General features: G+C 60.8%; 14 protein-coding genes and 3 pseudogenes. 11 read left to right on the top strand and 6 right to left on the bottom strand.

What is annotated here, in order from left to right:
* The first annotated feature begins 23 nt into the window (after positions 1-23).
* Positions 24-857 carry a quaternary amine ABC transporter ATP-binding protein gene (locus GNZ13_RS14705; protein ID WP_172165430.1) on the top strand — a complete coding sequence of 278 codons (834 nt, stop codon included), beginning with the start codon at positions 24-26 and terminating at the stop codon, positions 855-857.
* Positions 858-909: 52 nt separating this feature from the next.
* Here GNZ13_RS14705 and GNZ13_RS14700 read toward each other — a convergent pair whose 3' ends face one another.
* Together GNZ13_RS14700 and GNZ13_RS14695 are read right to left on the bottom strand one after the other, a co-directional pair.
* Positions 910-2,487 (bottom strand): tetratricopeptide repeat protein, encoded by a 1,578-nt coding sequence (locus GNZ13_RS14700; protein ID WP_172165427.1) that lies wholly within the window; start codon positions 2,485-2,487, stop codon positions 910-912.
* A gap of 88 nt (positions 2,488-2,575) precedes the next feature.
* Entirely contained in the window at positions 2,576-3,280 is a 705-nt protein-coding gene (locus GNZ13_RS14695) for an ArsR/SmtB family transcription factor (RefSeq protein ID WP_172165424.1), read from the bottom strand.
* Positions 3,281-3,447: 167 nt separating this feature from the next.
* On the opposite strand from GNZ13_RS14695, the gene GNZ13_RS14690 reads away from it, so the two are divergent.
* From GNZ13_RS14690 to GNZ13_RS14665, 7 genes and pseudogenes are all read left to right on the top strand, one after another.
* Positions 3,448-4,827 (top strand): MFS transporter, encoded by a 1,380-nt coding sequence (locus tag GNZ13_RS14690; RefSeq protein WP_172165421.1) that lies wholly within the window; start codon positions 3,448-3,450, stop codon positions 4,825-4,827.
* Positions 4,828-5,074: 247 nt separating this feature from the next.
* Positions 5,075-5,341 (top strand): annotated as a pseudogene (locus tag GNZ13_RS53470) (TSUP family transporter); the annotation flags it as partial.
* Between the two features lie 30 nt (positions 5,342-5,371).
* Positions 5,372-5,743, top strand: coding sequence for a transposase (locus tag GNZ13_RS52275; protein WP_407945636.1), 372 nt, complete (start codon positions 5,372-5,374; stop codon positions 5,741-5,743).
* 262 nt (positions 5,744-6,005) lie between these two features.
* Complete coding sequence (locus tag GNZ13_RS14680; RefSeq protein WP_172165415.1) at positions 6,006-11,492, top strand: trifunctional serine/threonine-protein kinase/ATP-binding protein/sensor histidine kinase; 5,487 nt, start codon at positions 6,006-6,008, stop codon at positions 11,490-11,492.
* A gap of 192 nt (positions 11,493-11,684) precedes the next feature.
* Positions 11,685-13,220, top strand: a complete 1,536-nt coding sequence (locus GNZ13_RS14675) for a PAS domain S-box protein (protein WP_172165412.1) — start codon at positions 11,685-11,687, stop codon at positions 13,218-13,220.
* Positions 13,220-13,591, top strand: coding sequence for a response regulator (locus GNZ13_RS14670; protein WP_172165409.1), 372 nt, complete (start codon positions 13,220-13,222; stop codon positions 13,589-13,591). The genes GNZ13_RS14675 and GNZ13_RS14670 overlap by 1 nt, the downstream gene beginning before the upstream one ends.
* Before the next feature lie 31 nt (positions 13,592-13,622).
* Positions 13,623-14,291 carry a response regulator transcription factor gene (locus GNZ13_RS14665; RefSeq protein WP_172165406.1) on the top strand — a complete coding sequence of 223 codons (669 nt, stop codon included), beginning with the start codon at positions 13,623-13,625 and terminating at the stop codon, positions 14,289-14,291.
* A gap of 9 nt (positions 14,292-14,300) precedes the next feature.
* Here the strand turns inward: GNZ13_RS14665 and GNZ13_RS14660 are convergent, their stop codons facing one another.
* Both GNZ13_RS14660 and GNZ13_RS14655 read right to left on the bottom strand, forming a co-directional pair.
* A complete protein-coding gene (locus GNZ13_RS14660; protein ID WP_172165403.1) occupies positions 14,301-14,741 on the bottom strand; it encodes a hypothetical protein in 441 nt (146 codons plus the stop codon).
* The gene (locus GNZ13_RS14655) at positions 14,738-15,286 is read right to left on the bottom strand and encodes a lecithin retinol acyltransferase family protein (protein WP_172165400.1); all 549 of its coding nucleotides are present in this window, start codon (positions 15,284-15,286) and stop codon (positions 14,738-14,740) included. The genes GNZ13_RS14660 and GNZ13_RS14655 overlap by 4 nt, the downstream gene beginning before the upstream one ends.
* 243 nt (positions 15,287-15,529) lie before the next feature.
* Between GNZ13_RS14655 and GNZ13_RS14650 the strand changes: the two genes are divergently transcribed.
* Positions 15,530-15,949 (top strand): potassium channel family protein, encoded by a 420-nt coding sequence (locus tag GNZ13_RS14650; RefSeq protein WP_172165397.1) that lies wholly within the window; start codon positions 15,530-15,532, stop codon positions 15,947-15,949.
* A 119-nt stretch (positions 15,950-16,068) separates the two neighbouring features.
* On the opposite strand, the gene GNZ13_RS14645 is transcribed toward GNZ13_RS14650, so the two are convergent.
* Entirely contained in the window at positions 16,069-16,311 is a 243-nt protein-coding gene (locus GNZ13_RS14645) for a hypothetical protein (RefSeq protein ID WP_172165394.1), read from the bottom strand.
* Positions 16,312-16,590: 279 nt separating this feature from the next.
* Here GNZ13_RS14645 and GNZ13_RS14640 point away from each other — a divergent pair.
* Positions 16,591-17,808: pseudogene (locus GNZ13_RS14640) on the top strand (cytochrome ubiquinol oxidase subunit I); the annotation flags it as partial.
* Positions 17,787-18,029: pseudogene (locus GNZ13_RS54245) on the top strand (cytochrome d ubiquinol oxidase subunit II); the annotation flags it as partial. The pseudogenes GNZ13_RS14640 and GNZ13_RS54245, both read left to right, overlap by 22 nt.
* A gap of 394 nt (positions 18,030-18,423) precedes the next feature.
* Here GNZ13_RS54245 and GNZ13_RS14630 read toward each other — a convergent pair.
* Positions 18,424-19,012 (bottom strand): NAD(P)/FAD-dependent oxidoreductase (locus GNZ13_RS14630; RefSeq protein ID WP_172165391.1); only part of this gene is annotated, 589 nt, incomplete at its 5' end.

Below are 19,012 nucleotides of genomic sequence, written 5' to 3'. Positions count from 1 at the left end.
CAGGAAAAAGCGAGGAGAGCGACATGGCAGCGATTGAAGTCAACTACGTGTACAAGCTTTTCGGTCCGCCAACCAGTCATGCGCGCGTGCTCGATCTGTTGCGAAGCGGCAAGGGCAAAGCCGATGTGCTGGCCCAGACCGGTTGCAATGTCGGTCTGAACGACGTCAGCCTGAGTATCGGTGCGGGCGAAATATTTGTGATCATGGGACTGTCCGGCTCCGGAAAGTCGACCCTGGTACGGCATTTCAACCGGCTGATCGAGCCGACGTCGGGCGAGATCGTGATCGACGGTTCGGACGTCATCAAGCTCGGCGCACAAGGTCTGCGTGATTTGCGCCGCTACAAGGTCAGCATGGTGTTCCAGAATTTCGGGCTGCTGCCACATCAAACCGTGCTCGACAATACGGCGTACGCGCTGCGTGTCCGTGGAGAAAGCAAGTCAGAGGCCAATGAGAAAGCCCGTGTCTGGCTCGGCAAGGTCGGCTTGAACGGTTACGGCGAACACTATCCGGACGAGTTATCCGGCGGCATGCGCCAGCGGGTCGGGCTGGCCCGTGCGCTTGCCGCGGATACGGACGTGCTGCTGATGGACGAAGCATTCTCCGCGCTCGATCCGCTGATTCGCACGGAAATGCAGGACCAGTTGCTGCAACTGCAGGCTACGCTGAAGAAGACCATCGTGTTCATCACGCACGATCTCGATGAAGCCCTGCGGATCGGCAACCGCATTGCGATTTTGCGCGACGGCAAACTCGTGCAGGAAGGGACGCCCAACGAGATTCTGACGCGCCCCGCGGATGACTATGTGAGGCGCTTTGTCGAACGCCGCTCGGATCGCGGCTCGGCCAACCATTGATGCATTGCTCGTATGCGCGCGGATACGAATGTGCCGGAGAATGTATCTGATTTCACGGCACAATCTGTGCGAAGTCGGGCAAGCCATCTTCGGGCGGAAGTCTGTCATCAACCGCGAGGCCACGGCAATCAGTTGCCGGAGTCACCCTCGCTGCAACGGTCTCGACTCCGCCATGATTGTCCGTGCTCACCACACGGATCGTTTCGGCGTGCATGGCGACGCTGCAGCCGAGCGCCTCGAGCAGCGAGGTCGAGTTAGTCGCGCGGCATTCCTCGTGCAAGTCGTCGGCCCAGTTCGCAAAGCCGAGGAGCTTGCTCCGCTCTTTCCGATCCAAAAACAGTTCGGCATACCTGGCATAGGCGAGACCCGCATGTGTCGGATCCATTTTGATCGCGCTCACGTATTCGCGGCGCGCGCCGTTGTCATCGTCGAGCAGCTTGAGCGACTCCGCCAGATTGACGTGCGCTTCCTGGTAATCCGGTTTCAGATAAACGGCTACGCGGAAATCGTCACGCGCGTTTTGCAGATCAGTTTTGGCTTCAGTGGAATGAAGGTCCGGCGCCTGTCTGGCGAGGGCCAGCCAGGCGCGGCCAATTGCATTGAACGCAGCCTCCCGGGACGAACGCAAGGCGATGGATCGCTCGAACGCACCGATCGCCATGTTGTGGCAACCGAGTTCGCTCAGCGCGACGCCCCAGTTATAAAAGCTCCACGACGACGGGTAGTCGGCGGAGAGGCGGCTGACCGCGTTGATTTCGCCTTTGTAATCGTGGTACGCCTCGTCGATCTTCGAAAGTCCGAGCAGGGCCCATTTGTAATTCGGCTGTTCGTCTCCGGCGTCGACGATGCTCGAAAATACCCGCTCAGCCTCGGAGAAATCACAAGCTCCCTTGCCGGCGTAGCAGTGCGCCTGTGCTTCGGCCGACTCATACGACGCGTAGATATACGGGCTGTGCTTCTTCAGCACGTCCACGGCGAGATTGGAGAGATTCTGCTCCAGATCGGCGATCGGGCCTTCGGGCGTGGCGAAACGATACACCTGGCCGCGCTCCACCAGGACCAGATGCAAAACGTAGTGGTCCGGGGTGCCGGTTACGCTGCCCGAGATGGTCGAGACCGGAAGTGGCAGCGCCTCGCGCACATACTGCAGGATCGTCTTCGCGGAAATCGACGTGCCGGGCACCGAGAAATCCGGCATGTCGGAGTCGAGCTTGATTTCTTCTTTGGCGGAGGCGGGTATCACGTCCGCCGCACGCTCTTCGAGGGCGATCAGATGGCCCGCAACCAATGACTGGAACGCCTCGCTGGAATAGCCGATTCTGGCGAACGCCTCGGGCACGTAGATATTTTCGATGAGGGTTTCGCGTGCGAATACCAGCTTCCACAGCATGGCTCCGGCAAGACATGCACCGATGAGCAGCAGCAGGTTCAACGAAACCATGCGCAGGTTGGTCGTGAAGGTTGCGAACTTCGCAAGGCGGTCTTCGCGCGGGGTACTCGAGTTCCTAGGCGTCGGCTTTGGCTTCTGTTTCGGCTCTGGCTTGGGTCCCGGATGCGGCTGATCGGTTGGCTTGACCGCTTTCAGATGCGAGGGGTGATGAGCTCCGCGATGATGTTTCTGTGCGTGCACGCTGCCTCCCATCGGTGAGCCGGCTTCAACAAGACGAACCGGCGGGGCGGGGATTTAACAATTGGGCGGCCAGCGTGGCCTACGGCTTTCAATCAGCTTCGCAAGCCTCGCGCGCGATGCCGAAATGTTCCTTGAGCCCCTCCCAGCCGGGCGCCGTGACGGTCACCGATCGCGTAGTGGGTGACCTGCGCATCCAGCCCCACGCAAGGAAGGCGTCCATCAGCCGCGCGCCTAACGGCCCCGCGACGTGATACTGCCGCTCGGTCCAGTCAAGACATTGGCGCGCATGGTCCGCCTGGTCGAACGCCGGATCTCCCATGTCGATGCCGAGTTGCTGCAGCCACTCGCAGCCGGGCGCGGTGAGTGCGTATTGGCGCTCGCCCGCCTCGACGATGAAACCCCGCGTGAGCATGCTTTGCGTCACCGCGACGCCAATCTGACCCGCTAGATGGTCGTAGCAGCAGCGCGCGAAACGCAGCGCCTGGGCCGGGCGACTCGGCGTATTGCGCCAGGCCGGGGTGACCGGCCCGATCGACGCGAGGCTTTCAAGCACGTGCGAAACATGCGCGCCGGCGAGCCGGTAATAGCGATGCCGGCCCTTGCTCTCCACGCTCAGCAAGCCGCCGTCGAGAAGCTTGGCGAGGTGCGAACTGGCGGTCTGCGCAGTGACGCCCGCCGCTTCCGCAAGCGCGCTGGCCGACATGGCACGGCCGTCGGCGAGTGTGATCAGCATCACCGAACGAACCGGCTCGGCGATCAGGTGTGCAACGCTCGAAATATTGTGCTGGCCCATTTATTTGCAGCGTCCGTCATTGATGCGCGTTGGATGCGCGTTTGATACCTGTTGGCAGGCGAAGAACCGTTCGTTTGTTCGCTCTAACACTTCGATACAGCTCGAAGCATTCTCTGTGCGGGCCGCCTTATAGTCAACGGCGAACCGATAACCAGGGGCTGGAACTCTTGAACAATGAACGTGAATATCAGAAACGGGTATTGATCGCGACGAGCCTCAGCTACGTCATTGTCATACTGGATACGTCGATCGTGAACGTCGCGCTGGGACCGGTTGCGGGCAGTCTGGGCTCGGATATCAGCGGCCTGCAATGGGTGGTCAACGCTTATACGCTGACGTTTGCGAGCTTGCTGCTGAGCGGTGGCGCACTAGGCGACCGGCTCGGCGCGAAGACTGTCTATCTCACCGGATTGCTGATTTTCGCCTGCGCATCGGCGTTATGCGGATTGGCGCCGGATTTGCAGATTCTGGTTGCCGCGCGGATATTGCAAGGCGTCGGCGCGGCATTATTGGTGCCGTGTTCACTGACCCTTATCAATCATGCTTTTCCGGTTGCGCGGCAGCGAGCCAGCGCGATCGGCGCATGGGCCGGATGCGGCGGCATCGCGATGGCGGCGGGGCCTCTCGCCGGTGGTCTGCTGATTCATCTGCTGGGCTGGCGAAGCATTTTTCTGGTGAATGTACCGATCGCGTTGATCGGCGCCTGGCTGACCACGCGCGTCGACTCGGTCCGACCGGCCGCGGCGGACAGGCCGATGGATATCGCCGGGCAGGTGCTCGCTATCGTGGCGCTTGGCGCGTCGGTGGCCGTGTTGATCGAAGGGGCGAAGCTCGGGTGGCACGCGGGCGGCCTAAGTGCGGGCGTGGTGGTCGCGCTTACCGCTTGGGTCGCGTTCGTGCTGGTCGAGACCAAACGCAAACAACCGATGCTACCTTTACACTTCTTTCGTAGTCCGGTGTTTTCTGCCTCGGCGTTTGCTTCGCTGGTGTCCGGACTGGTCTTCTACGGCTTGTTTTTCCTGCTGAGCCTGTACTTCCAGTCTGCCCGCGGATGGTCGCCGTTGCGGACCGGCCTGGCATTCCTGCCGTTGACCGCGATGGTGACCATCGGCAGCTTCGTATCCGGCGCATTGAACAGGGCGTATGGCGCGCACCGGCTCGTTTGCGGTGGCTTCCTGCTGTATGCACTGGGGTTCGCCGGGCTCGTCGCGCTCGCGGACGATGCGCCGTATTGGCGTATTGCGCTTTGCTTTCCAGCTATCGGTTTCGGCGCGGGGGTGATTACGCCGGCGGCGACCGCCGCGTTGATGACGGCGGTGGACAAGGCGCGTGCCGGCGTCGCGGCGGGCGTGCTCAACGCGAGCCGACAGACAGGTTCCGCATTTGGCGTCGCGATCTTCGGCGCGTTGATGAGCACGATCCAGCCGCTCGACGCCGGGATTCGCGTGGCTGTCTATCTGGCGATCGGCCTGTCGCTTCTGACCGCGCTGGTCTGGAGCATCGCGTTGGCCGTGGCGACGCGTTATGCAGGCAGGGACGCCTTGTAAGCGTGTTCGACCACAAGAAAGTACAAAGACGGAAAATTGCAAGTTAAGTCCCGTTTTGCGACCGCTTTCGATAACGCGGCGTCGGGGGCGCCAGTCCCGGCTGGCACCATCGAAAGGGCGCCACTGGCACTACGCGGTCGTTCGGAATACTGCGACGATACCGGCCCTTTCCTGAAGATGTCGTCGTGCGCGAAACGTAGCAATCGATCTGACCTTCGATTCTCCGTCTATTGCGAACAAACGAATTATGAATGTTGCCGATACCCCTTCCATACTGGGATGTCTGGCCCTGGTGACCCTGGTGGCGGGCATGGCAAAAGGTCTGACCGGATTCGGCGGCGCGCTCGTCATGGCGCCGTTGTTCGGGCTGCTGATCCCCGCTCCCGAAGCCGGCGTGTTGATCGTCCTCATCCATTTTGCGACCTCGCTGCAAGGCGTACGCAGCTGGGCGAGGGCGGTACGCTGGCGCACGGTGATTCCACTCGCGTTGGTCGCAATGGTTTGCACGGCAGTCACGACCCGGTGGATGGCGAGCGAGAACGCGGTGGAGCTTCGCCGGCACGCTGCTGAACTGCAGAAATATTCTGGCATTGCACCGGTCACTGAGCGCAGCGGCAAGAAATGCTGGGTGCATTGGCGCTGGCAATGTCCGACGTTCCTGCGCCAGACATTCGTGGAATGGGCCGCTCAGACAATCAACAAGTCATTCTGGGCGGGCGCCTACTACCGGCAGCAACGAGCCAAAGGCGCTTCATATCAGGCTGCCGTCAGGGCGTTGGCATTCAAGTGGATACGGATCCTGTACCGCTGCTGGCAAACACGGACACTGTACGACGAAAGCGTCTATCTGAATGCATTGAGGAAGCGGGGCTCGCCTCTCCTTGGAAGCCTCGCGCTTCCCCCTCGAAATGCTTGACGGATTGACTCAGGGCGTGAAGCGGCCGCTGGGCCCGGCTTCTCAACTATGGCCGCTTTTCAGTGCAAAACCGACACTTGCTCGCAAAGACTCTCTGCAATTTCTCGCGAGCCTAAACGGTCACCAGCCGAGGTCCGCTGGCCGCGGGATGCGGGATGCGGGATGCGAATTGTGTCGCGCAGGACCCATTTCTCGTCAAAGACCGGGCTCCGCCTTCATAAGTCGTCGGGTGTATTCTGGCGAGATGACGGGGGGGCGGCAAATGGCTACCCATGATTACGGCGAGATGTGTAACAGCCTCCAGACCTTGTGGGAGGATGGCGAGCGCGTCTTCAGCCGGGCACGACGGCCGGCCGATGGCGGCGACGAGACACTACTCATTGCGCGGCCCGCCGTCGAGGTACCTTCAGCTGCCAGCCTCGATCAGCTCGCTCACGAATTCGAGCTGAAGGATGAACTCGATGGCGCGTGGGCGGTGCGACCGCTGGAGCTGGTGCACGAAGGCGGTGGGACGCTGCTGGTGCTTGAGGATCCGGGCGGTGAGCCGCTCGACCGGCTGCTCGGCGCCCCCCTTCAGTTGGAACGCTTCCTGCAGCTCGCCATCGGCATCGTCACCGTGTTGGGCCAGGCCCATCAGCACGGTCTCATCCATAAGGACATCAAGCCGGCTCATATCCTGGTGAACGATGCAACGGGCGAAGTCAGGCTCACCGGCTTCGGCATCGCCTCACGACTTCCGCGCGAACGCCAGAGGCCGGAACATCCCGAGCTGATCGCAGGAACCCTCGCGTATATGGCTCCGGAGCAGACCGGACGGATGAACCGGTCGATCGATTCGCGCAGCGATTTATACGCGCTCGGGGTCACGCTGTACGAGATGTTGACCGGGACCCTCCCTTTCACTGCGCAGGATCCCCTGGAATGGGTGCACTGCCACATTGCGCGGCAGCCCGCTGCGCCGGGTGAGCGCGCCAAAGGCATCCCTGCCGCGCTCTCGGCAATCGTGATGAAACTTCTGTCGAAACCCGCCGAGGATCGCTATCAAACCGCAAGCGGTCTGGAGTGGGACCTCAGAAGATGCCTGGCGGAGTGGGAAGCCGTTCATCAGATCGATCCTTTCCCGCTCGGAACGCACGATACGACGCGGCAGCTTTTGATCCCCGAGAAGCTCTACGGGCGCGACATTGATATCACGACGCTTCTGGATGCCTTCGAGCGCGTCGTAACGCAAGGCACGCCGGAACTCGTCCTTGTCTCCGGCTACTCGGGGATTGGCAAATCCTCCGTCGTCAACGAGTTGCACAAGGTGATCGTGCTGCCTCGGGGTATCTTCATCTCGGGAAAGTTCGACCTGCGCCTGAGGGACATCCCATACTCCACGTTGGCCCAGGCATTTGCGGAATTGATCCGACAAATCCTGAACGGTCAAGATACCGACGCTGCGCGTTGGCGCGGCGCGATCGAAGAAGCCGTTGGCCAGCACGGGCGGTTGCTGACCGATCTGATTCCTGAACTCGCGAGCTTGATCGGGCCGCAGCCCCCGGTTGCCGCACTCTCGCCACTGGAAACCCAGTTGCGGTTTCAATCGGTCTTTCAAAAGTTTGTCGGCGTGTTCGCGCGCGCCGAGCATCCGCTCGTCATTTTCGTCGATGACCTGCAGTGGCTCGATCCGGCCACCTTGACCGTGGTCGAATATCTGATAACGAATCTGGACACGCGCCACCTGCTGTTGATCGGCGCGTATCGCGACAACGAAGTCGGGCGCGGGCATCCACTGATGGGGACGCTCGGTTCGATTCGCAAGGCCGGGACGACGGTGCACGAGATCGTACTCGGCCCACTCTCGCCGAACGACTTCAGCGAATTGCTTTGCGACGCTTTCAGATGCACGCGCGAGCAAGCCTTGCCTCTGGCGAGGCTGGTTCACCAGAAGACCGGCGGCAATCCTTTCTTTGCGGGCCAGTTTTTGACGAATCTCTTTGAGGAAGGTCTCCTCGAATTCGAGCCGAATTCGGCCTCGTGGCGATGGAATCTTGAGTGCATCGACGCAAAAGGCTTCACCGAAAACGTCGTGGACCTGATGATCCGCAGGCTGCAGCGGCTTTCGCCTGCCGCACAGGACGCGTTGAAGTTGCTTGCCTGCCTGGGCAGCCAGGCCGACTTCAGCACCCTCGCGAGCGTCTCGGGCGACTCCGAGGCAAAGGTGCATGCGGGTCTCGCCGACGCCGTCCGAGCCGGTGCGATCATTCCCATGGACCGCAGCTTCAAGTTCCTGCATGACCGGGTGCAAGAAGCCGCGTATGCGCTGATCCCAGCCGTTTCCCGCGCGGAACATCACTTACGCATTGGCCGTCTGCTCTTGTTGCGGCTCGGTGATGCGGAGCTTGCGGCCAGGATATTTGATCTCGTGAATCAATTGAATCTTGGCTGCGAGCTCATTGTCGAGCGGCCCGAACGATATCGCGCAGCCGCCCTCAACCTCGAAGCTGCGAAAAAGGCGAAGGCCTCCACCGCTTACCGTTCGGCCTGCAACTATCTCGCGGCAGCTGAGTCACTCCTTTCGGAGCAAGGGTGGAACGACTGCTACGAGTTGACCTTCAATGTCTGGTTCGAGCGGGCCGACTGCGAGTTTCTTCTCTCCCATTTCGGCGAAGCCACCCGATGGATCGATGAGATATTGCTTCGAGCGCGATCGAAGGTCCACCGCGCCGAAGCCTACCGGCTCAGGATGGTCCTGCAGTTGATGAATGGCGACAATGCGTCCGCTGTCAGTACCGCCCGCGAATGTCTGGGCATGTTCGACATCGAATTGCCGGAGCATCCTACGGATGACGAAGTATTGGCAGAATACGATGCCGTCTGGACGCACCTCGGCTCGCGCCCGATCGAAAGCCTCCTTGGCCTGCCGATGATGGAGGACCCGGAGATGCGGGAGGTCATGAACGTCTTCCACATGCTAGCGCAGACAGCCTATTTCACCGATATCAATCTGGCCCAGACGATTGCTTACCGGATGGTCACCGTGACGATGCAATACGGCACAACCGATTCGGCTGTCCTCGCCTATGGGTTCATCTCCGTCCTTGTGGGCCCGTTTTTCCACCGATACCGGGACGGCGAGGCATTCGGCCGGTTGGCGGTTGCAGTGGCGGAGAAACACCGCTTCGCGGCTCAACAAGTGGCCGCGCACTTCTGTATGCAAATGGCGGTTCTCTGGACCCAGCCGATCGCGGTCGGATTGGGGTGCGTCGATACTGCCATTCGGCATGCGCAAGAGACAGGCGAGGTCATCTATACCTGTTTCAGTCTTGAACATCGGCTCACCGATCTACTGGCTCGCGGCGATCATCTCGACGAGGTGTGGCTCGAATCGATCAAGGCAATCGAGTTCGTCAATCGAATCAACTTCCGTCACGTACACAATATTCTCTCGGGCATCCAGTCATTCATTCATAGGCTACGCGGGCGCCCCGGCGACCAGACGGTGATCGAGGACACGACGATGGAAGCACAGATCGCCGATCATGGTATCGCCGTAGTCATCTGTTTCTATTGGATTTTGCAGGTCCAGCGGCACTATCTCCTGGGCGAACCCGAGAAGGCGCTAGCGTGTGCCGCCAACGCCAGGCCGCTTCTATGGTCCGGACGCTGCCATATCCAGTTCGCGAACTACTGCTTCTACTATTCGCTCGCGCTCGCCGCGGTTCACAGCACCGCATCGACCGATCGACAAGCCGAGATCCAGGCTGATCTCGCCGCGAACATTCAAGCGTTCGAAAGGTGGGCGCAAAGCTGCCCGGTTACGTTTGCACACAAGCATCTGCTGCTGCGCGCCGAACTGGCCCGTCTGAACGGACACGAAATGCAGGCCATGCAGCTTTATGAGCAAGCCGCCCGCCTGGCAAGCGAGCACGGATTCGTCCAGGATCAGGCATTGGCCAACGAGTTGGCTGGGCAATGCTGCCTCGCCTCTGGCCTCGAGCGCGCCGCGCACGCCTATTTGCGCGAGGCGCGGGACGGCTATTCCCAATGGGGCGCACACGGCAAAGTCGATCAACTGGATCGGCGCTACCCCTTTGGCAAACCCGAAGCGGCGCCTGTCTCACGCGCGACTATCGAGGAAAGCGCCGAGCAACTGGATGTCGCGACGATCGTGAAGACGGCTCAGGCAATCTCAGGCGAAATGGTGCTTGAAAACCTGATCAAGTCTTTGATGGTGACCGCGGTCGAGCACGCCGGCGCCGAACGCGGACTGTTGATCCTTCCACAGGGCGCCCAACTGCGCATCGAGGCCGAAGCCACCATTCAAGGCGGCAAAGTCATCGTGCAATTGCCGCAACAGTCACCGAGCCCGGTGGCACTGCCGGACTCGCTCTTGCGTTATGTCGCAAGCACGCGTGACCCCGTCATCGTCGATGATGCCTCAGCCGAAAGCCGATTTTCCACCGATCCCTATATCCGCCAGAAAGGCGCACGTTCCGTCCTTTGCTTGCCGTTACTCAAGCAGGCCAGGCTGATCGGCGTGCTCTACCTGGAGAACAATCTCGCGCCCGGTATCTTTGCTCCGAAGCGCATCGCCCTGTTGAAGCTGCTAGCGTCACAGGCGGCGATCGCATTGGAAAACGCTGGCCTGTACCGCGATCTTGCGGAACGTGAAGCGAAGATCCGGCGCCTCGTCGACGCCAACATCGTCGGGGTCTTGATTGGGGATCTCGATGGCCGGATCCTCGAAGCGAATGACGCTTTTCTTCGTATCGTCGGATACGACCGTGACGATCTGCTGGCGGGGCATCTGCGCTGGTCGGACCTTACGCCGCCAGAGTGGATCGAGCGCAGCGGAATAGAGTTTGAAAAGCTGAAGAAGACGGGGATATTGCAGCCCTACGAGAAAGAGTACTTCAGGAAGGACGGCAGCCGGGTGCCGGTGCTGATCGGCGTTGCGATGCTGGAAGAGCGCGAGACTCATGGTATCGCGTTTGTGCTCGACCTGAGCGAGCGCAAGCGGGCGGAAGCGGATGCGCGCCAGATGCAGCTTCAGCTGGCGCATGCAAACCGCGTCACGGCGCTTGGGCAGCTCGCGGCCTCGATCAGCCACGAAATGAAGCAGCCGATCGCGGGGATCACACTCAATGCGTCGACGGGTCTGCGCTGGCTCGGTCGCGAGCCCGCCGAAGTGACGGAGGCCCGTCAAGCGTTTGATCGGATTGTCCGCGACGCGAGGCGCGCAGGCGAGGTGATCAAACGCGTTCATGGCCTCGTAAAAAAGGCCCCGACGTGCAACGAGATTCTGCAGATCAACGAAGCGATTCGCGAGGTCAATGCACTCACGTCCAGTGAAGCAAACAGGAACGGCGTCTCTGTGCGGATGCAGCTTGCGGAGGACTTGCCGCTCGTCAAAGGCGACCGGGTGCAACTCCAACAGGTGATGCTGAACCTCATTATCAACGCCATTGATGCGATGAGCGCGGTTGACGATGGACCGCGCGAATTGACGATCAGCACCGCCATGAATGAGCCGGGTCCCGTCCTTGTGGCGGTGCGCGATTCCGGATTGGGCATCGCTCCCGAGAATATCGAGCGCCTCTTTGAGCCGTTTTACACGACAAAGGCTACCGGCTTGGGGATAGGACTGTCGATCTGCCGCTCGATCATCGAAGCACACGGCGGCCGATTGTGGGCGAGCGAAAATGTACCCCGCGGCGCGGTCTTTGAGTTCACGGTGCCTGTTCATCCGCCGGTGTCATTGTAAGACGGCCACGCATTGCGCACCGCGGGGTGCCTCATCGCCGGCCTCCGCCTTGCGTCAATCCGGCGGGAAAATTCGCCGAACTGACCGTGGGCCGGCCCCCTGAAGGGACAAAACCGACACCAAGGTATATTGACTCTCCGTTCGCAAAAGCCGATTGTTGTATCGTAAGAAGCTCTGCAGAAAGGGACAGCGATGGACAACGAGCTCAGCCGTACCGTGGATGCGCTTCCCGGGCTGGTATGGACTGCCTTTCCTGACGGTCGCATCGAGTTCGTCAATCGACGCTGGTGCGAATATACGGGGCTTTCGGTTGAGCAAGCGGCGGGCGAAGGCTGGCAGACGGCGTTTCACCCCGACGACCGGCGTGCGCTGCTCGAAGCCTGGCAGACTGTCGTCGCCTCCGGTGAGAGAGGCGAGGCGGAAGCGCGAATGCGTCGCTTCGATGGCACGTATCGCTGGTTCGTATGCCGAACCAGTCCGATTGCCGATGTTGCCGGTGAAATCGTAAAGTGGTGCGGGATCAACTCGGACATCGAGGACCGTAAGCAAACCGAAGCTGCCCTGCGCGCGCAAGAGCAGCGCTTCGAGCTGATCGTCGATAGACTCCCCACCCGTGTCATCCTTTTTGGGCCCGACGGTGACGTCTTGCACGCCAACCGCCATACGCTCGACTACTCCGGCGTGACCATCGAAGAGTTGAAGGCATGGAAGACCAACGGCCTGACCCATCCGGATGACCGGGAAGCGGTGATTGCCCGGTTCCGTGCGTCGATCAGCACCGGCGAGCCTTATGACGCGGAGTCCCGCCATCGCCGTGCCGACGGCATCTACCGATGGTTCCGCGTACAGGGCTTTCCGTTGCGCGATAACGAGGGCCGAATCGCTCTCTGGTATTTCCTTCAGACGGATATCGATGACCGCAAGCGTGCCGAGGCGCTGCGCGCCGAATTGGCCCACCTGAGCTGTGTCAACAGTCAGGGCGTGTTGACGGCCTCGATCGCGCACGAAATCAACCAGCCGCTGGCCGGCATCGTGACCAACGCCAGCACGAGCCTGCGCATGCTGAGTGCAGAGCCGCCCAATGTCGAAGGCGCGCTCGAGACTGTACGACGCACGATCCGTGACGGGCACCGCGCGTCGGAAGTGATGACACGTCTGCGCGCGCTGTTCAGCAAGAAGGCCGTGACGACGGATGCTGTCGATCTGGTTGAGGCCACGCAGGAGGTTGTCGGGCTGCTGCAGGACGAGATTCGCAATAAACGGATCGTGCTGCATCTGAAGGCTGCTGACGACCTGCCGCCTGTTGCTGGGGACAGGGTCCAGCTCCAGCAGGTGGTGCTGAACCTGCTGCTCAACGCCGTGGAGGCGATGAATGGCGTCGAAGACCGTCCACGGCGGATGCTGGTCAATATCGAGCGCGACGATGGCGACTGCGTGCGGCTCGCTGTGACCGATTCCGGCGTGGGATTCGACCCGCAGCATGCGAGCAAGCTCTTCGATCCGTTTTCCACGACGAAGCGGGAAGGCATGGGCATCGGCCTGTCCGTGAGCCGCAGCATCATCGAGAGCCACGGGGGCCGCCTGTGGGCCTCCTCGAACACAGACCAGGGCGCCACATTTACATTTTCCATCCCACGTAGGGCGGGCAGCATATCGGCCTCCGATCAGTCCGCGCCCACGAGGCAGTCCGCGCACGCGGACGCCGATCAGGTCGAGAGGAGCCGGTGATGGCCGAGCGCTCGCTTATCGCGGTAGTCGACGATGACGAGTCGGTGCGCGAATCGCTGCCCGACCTGCTGCGTGAGTTCGGCTTCGCGGCACGGGCGTTTTCGTCGGCAGAAGAGTTCCTGGCCTCCGGCTGTATCGGCGAAGCGCAATGCCTGATCCTCGACATCGCCATGCCCGGCATGTCCGGCCGGGACCTGCAGCACGAGCTCAAGCAGCGCCGGCAAACCGTTCCGATCGTCTTTATCACGGCGAATGGGGACGAGGCCCTCAGGCCGCGAGTGCTTGAACAGGGTGCCGTCGAGTGTCTGTTCAAGCCATTCAGCGACACCGCCCTGCTCGAAGCGATTCAGGCCGCGCTCCGGGTCGAATGATTCATCCAGGTGCCTACGAATGGAGTTCGCAATGACACCCGCTCATGCAGTTGAACGCGAATCAGCATTGTCTTCGGCGCAACCCACGCCGGTCGTCTTCGTCGTCGACGACGATATCTCGGTGCGGGAGTCGCTCGAAGCCATGATTCGCTTTGCCGGTCTCAGGGTAGAGACGTACGCTTGCGCCCAGGACTTCCTTGGGCGCCCGCGCGCGATGGTCCCGAACTGCCTGGTGCTGGACGTCAGTCTTCCCGATCTCAGCGGCCTCGACCTGCAGAATCTCATTGCATCCGAGCGTACCGACATGCCGATCATCTTCATCACCGGCTACGGCGACGTGCCGATGACGGTGCGAGCCATGAAAGCTGGAGCGGCTGAATTTCTCACCAAGCCCTTTGACGACGAGGTTATGCTCGATGCCATCCGGCACGCCATCGAGCGCAGCCGGGCGGCATTGAACGAGGAAGCCGGGATGCGCTCGATCCGTGATCGCTACGCCTCACTCAGTAGACGCGAGCGGGAGGTCATGGCATTGGTGGTATCCGGTCTGCTGAACAAGCAGGTGGGAGCCGAATTGGGCATCAGCGAGATCACGGTGAAGGTGCACCGCAGGCACGTCATGCAAAAGATGGACGCCCGCTCGCTACCTGAACTTGTCAACATCGCGGGAAGACTTCATCCTGGCCGCGCATCTGCGTGAGGGCGACGCTCACGATACAGAACCACGAGTCCGGATTGCGAACGCTGCAACGCATGCCGCTTTGCCAAGGCACTCGACTGTCGAGAAGAGCGCGATAGCCACGCAGCGCGTGTACTCAAGAGGTAAGACTGGTGCTATGGCTAATACGCTCGCTGCACAGATGAACGTAAAGACTTGACGGGCAAAGCGCAGGTTGGCGATGGCGGCTGTGCCAATGAGGCCAATCAGCACCTTCGACGCCACCACGGCAAGCAGCGCGATCAAACTGATCGCCCCGCCGAGTTCCAGCGGCGCCTCAATCAGCGCCCAGGCACAGACAACAATGACAGATGCTTTGAACAGGCGCTCCGGTTGGAGCGTCAACTCGACGCGATCCGTTGGAACACGTTTCGCAAAAATCTCCTTGTCGTCCATTGGGTTGATCCAGTCGGCTATTTTCCGGGAATTCACGAGAAATTCTCCTTCGGTTGGGAGGTGTAGCGGGCGTAGCCGACTTTCATTCGCTCGCCGATGAAAGTTCTCACGAGACACAGCAGCGCGTGGACGCCCGCACGCGGATGCGTGAGGCATGTATGAACCTGTTCGCTGCGGCTTTGGCCGAGCAGGCACCAGGCGCAGAAGTGCTCGCAGTTGTTCGTCAGCAGGCGATAGCTGTTTTCACCGAGGCGCGAGCGAGCGCGAAGCACGGTTTCTTCGCCGGAGTACTTCGGGAAAGGATGCGGACGCACGGCGACGGCGTGACCGTCGGCGAACTGTTCGATCGGGACTTCTTCGACGGGTCCGCGACGCTCGGACCTGGTGAAACCCGCGTAGTGAATGACCCTGCCGCTACCGACATAAATGCCGTGATGATCATAGCCGCGGCGTTCCGTGATCAGATGGGCACCGAGGGTGGGTTCCGTATTGGAACCACCAAGCGCGACGTCTGCCGCGGCATATGCGGCTGCGCGGCTTGCGCCTTGTTCACTGCCTGATGGTTGGAGGTTGCGGTTCATGGCCTTGCTCTAGTTCCGGGGGCGAACGGCTGATGCTACAAACGGGCGGCAACGCATGAGCTCATTTGAAGTGTCGGCCTGAGAACCAATTTAGGAGGTGCCGAGCGCGGCCGCAATTGCACCTTAGGTTCAGGTCACCCCTTTCCTCGGAAATGAAGGTTTCGCTAACACCATCGTGCAATGGCGCGTGGGCCGCCTTCGGCCTAACCTAACTTTGTGGACGACAACCTTCGGAGTTAGTCCATGGAGGAGAATGCCAGGAATTCCTCGCAAGCCCCACTGAAGGCTGGCCACGTGTTCGAAGAATTTGCCAGGACCCTCTGGCAACTGCGTGCACCGCTCGCAGTTCTGCTTGTGCTGTTCCTTCTGCTTTCGACCGTCATGTATTACGTCGGAGGTCTGGTCGAATCGGCGAGCAGAGCGCCATCCTCGTTTGGGCAAACGCTCTACTTCTGCATGGTCACGGCGCTCACGATCGGTTACGGCGACGTGGTGCCCACCACGACCTTGGGCCGAATCGATTCGGTGTTGCTCGGCATGCAGGGTGTACTGGTAACGAGTATGGTCACAGCGGCATTTGTTCACGCTGTCCAGGAGACAGCGCGCCGCGCCGGCAGACAAGGCGAAGCCCAGGTTTCACCCAAACCACCAACCCACCCGTAACACACAGTCGAGTCCGTCACGGCCCCAACAGGTCGACAGCATCGCGGCCAAAAGGAGGGCAGCGACATTGACCGCGAGTATCGCGTAACCGGCCGGCTTCAGAGGCGCGCAGTTGTTCATCACGCAGTCCTCCATGCAGACATGGCCGGCCGCGCTTGCGCGGGTGGAAAAACATTCCACGACCCGTCATCGTGACGGAAGAAGAAGATCGACAGCAGACCGCCGAAACCCATCGCCTGAACGCACACGCAGCGGCGATGCCCCTGCGTACGGTAGAAGCGCACCACGCGCGCGGGCGTGGCAGGCGTGGGCGCGAGCCATTTGTCGACGGCCCAGTGCAGTGTCTTTCCGGTCGGGCTCATGGTGGCCTCCTTCGCGTTGTCGTCTGCTTCCAAGTTTCGTGCTGCTCATGCTGCGTTAGCCGTGGAGCATTTGCTGCACACTACGAACCAATTTAGGGTGTACCAAAGACGGCCGCAATTACACTTTGGATGCAGGAGTCAGCGACATGCCCTCCCATCGATACGAAGGTGTCGTAGCACCATCGTGCAATTGAGTCACGCACTGCTGACCACCTAAAGTTACTGATGAGCAACGTCTCCCAACGCTGGCGTAGCTCAAACGTAAATAGGATGGTCATCATGCTGACTGACGTACTCCACCTCTCTCGCGCCCAGTCCGCGATGACCACGATCTTCCACATTGCGTGGCCGATCCTGACCATCAGTCTCTCGGCGTTCCTGCTGATGATTGAAGCCCTGTGGATCCGCACGGGCGACGTGACGTACTACCGCCATGCCCGTTTCTGGGGCAAGTTGCTCGTGCTCAACTTCACGGTGGGCGTGGTGACCGGCATTCCGCTGGAGTTTCAGTTCGGCACCAACTGGTCCGGCTTCGCGCGGTTCAGCGGCCAGTTCGTCGGCAACATTCTGGGTTTCGAAGGCGCCATGGCGTTCATGCTCGAAGCCGGATTCGTCGGCGTGATGACGCTCGGCTGGGGACGTGTACCACGTGGCGTCCATCTCTTCGCCACTGCAATGGTGGCGCTCGGGTCCAGCATTTCCGCGTTCTGGATCATGGTCGCCAATTCGTGGATGCAGACGCCTGCCGGCTTCGCCGTCGTCAACGGAAAGGTCGTGGTGACGGACTACGTGGCGGCCGTCTTCAACCCCGACATGGTGTGGGGCGTCTCGCACATGTGGATGGCCGCGATCGAAACGGGCATGTTCGTGATCGCGGGCATTTCCGCTTACCACCTGTTCCGCCGACGTCATCCCGAGTTCTTTGCGCGTTCGTTCAAGATCGCACTTGTCGTGCTCGTCTTCGTTGCGCCGGTTCAGGTCTGGCTTGGGGACTCGAGCGGCACCAGCGTGTTCGCGACACAACCCGCGAAGGGTGCCGCCATCGAAGGACATTGGCAGACCAACAAGCCTGGCGAGGGCGCAGCATGATCTCTCGTTGCCTGGCCCGATCAGCAAAAGCAGCGCAACGACTGGTCGATCGAAGTGCCGGGATTCCTGAGCATCCTTGGCACGCATTCGCTGCACGGACGGGTGTTGGGTCTCACGGACTTCCCGCGCGCCGACCAGCCGCCTATGGTGCCGCTCCTCTACTACGCGTTCCGCGTGATGGCCGGCGTCGGCTTTGCGTTCATGCTGCTCGCGTTCTGGACTGCGTATGCCCTACGTAAAGCGCGCGGCAGTCTCGAGTGCCTTCTCGCACAGCGCAAGCTCCTGCTCGCATGGGTGCTGTGTATCCCGCTGCCTTACCTGGCTGTCGAGGCCGGGTGGATCGTACGCGAGGTGGGACGTCAGCCGTGGGTTGTCTATGGACTGCTGCGAACGAGACCTGGCTTGTCGTGGTCGGCGGTGGCCTGTTCGGTGCGTTTCCCGCGGCCTACGCGATCCTGATGCAGGAACTCTATCTGCCCGTCATGGCGATGATTGCCGGACTGATCATGCGCGGTGCGGCCATCGAGTTTCGCCATAGCGCCCAGCATGGACGGCTATGGGATACCGTGTTCGGTGTGGGCAGCCTCGTCGCGGCAATCTCGCAGGGTGTCGTACTCGGCAAGGTGATTGATACGACCCGCGCGTGAGGGGTACGCGAATAAATTAAAACGGCTCGATTCCAGGAGCAGCTTATGAGGACGAGAAAGTACGCTGCAGTAGACGTCGCACGAATCCAGGTCGAAATTCTCGAACAGTCTGAAGACACACTCATGAAGCGAGAGGCTATTCGAATTAGCGCGCAGAGAATTCCAGTGGCCGCGTGAATTCCGACGACGAACTCACGAACCTTGATGCGTCGTCGCAATGGCAAGTCGATCGCGGAGCGGACCACGCTGGAAAGTAAAATACCGCCCAGAAGAACGGTAAATGTGAAGAGCGGCAGTACCACGAGACCGCCGTCGGAATCCCAAAGAGATGCGCATACTCGTCTTGAACGAAGTTCGCCGTCGGCGAGAAGTCCTGTCAAGCGAGCCGAATGTCCGGTTGAGCCAGCCCGTTGATCTGCTCGGCCGTCCAGAGCAGCGTTGCTCTGCGAAAGCCGTGCAGCGCCTGCTGATGACGTCGGTATAACAGCGCGTGACTGAGTTGGGCGAGTCTCCCCCGGATGAGCCCTCCGGGAAAGAAGCCAAAGCGCCCAAGCGTGCCGAACGCGTCGTAGTCGCTCAATGACACCAGCGATCCAAAATCCCGGAATTCAAAACGAGGAAGAGGTTTGTCGTGACGGACCCATTCCGGCAGATGGCGCGCCAGGTACTCCGCCTGTTGGGTGGCAACCTGCGCGGTAGGAGGAAGCGCTCGTTGCGCACCTTCTGGCGTCAGGGAAGCACAATCGCCGAGAGCAAAAATGTTCTCATCGTCTAGAGCCTGCAGCGTGCCCGACACCACGATCTGGTTCGCCCGGTTGGTTTGCAGGCCAGCGAGCCGGTTCATGAAATCAGGTGCCTTGACACCAGCAGCCCATACCATCAAATCCGCTTCGACAAGCTTCCCGTCTCCGTACCGGAAGCCTCCCGGTTCCACTGATGAGACTGCCGTCGAAGTCGCTACGCGA

This window comes from Paraburkholderia elongata, from assembly GCF_013177735.1.
Taxonomy (GTDB): Bacteria; Pseudomonadota; Gammaproteobacteria; order Burkholderiales; family Burkholderiaceae; genus Paraburkholderia; species Paraburkholderia elongata.
The sequence above is the reverse complement of the archived record's forward strand: the minus strand, read 5'-3'. Positions and strand labels throughout refer to the sequence as shown.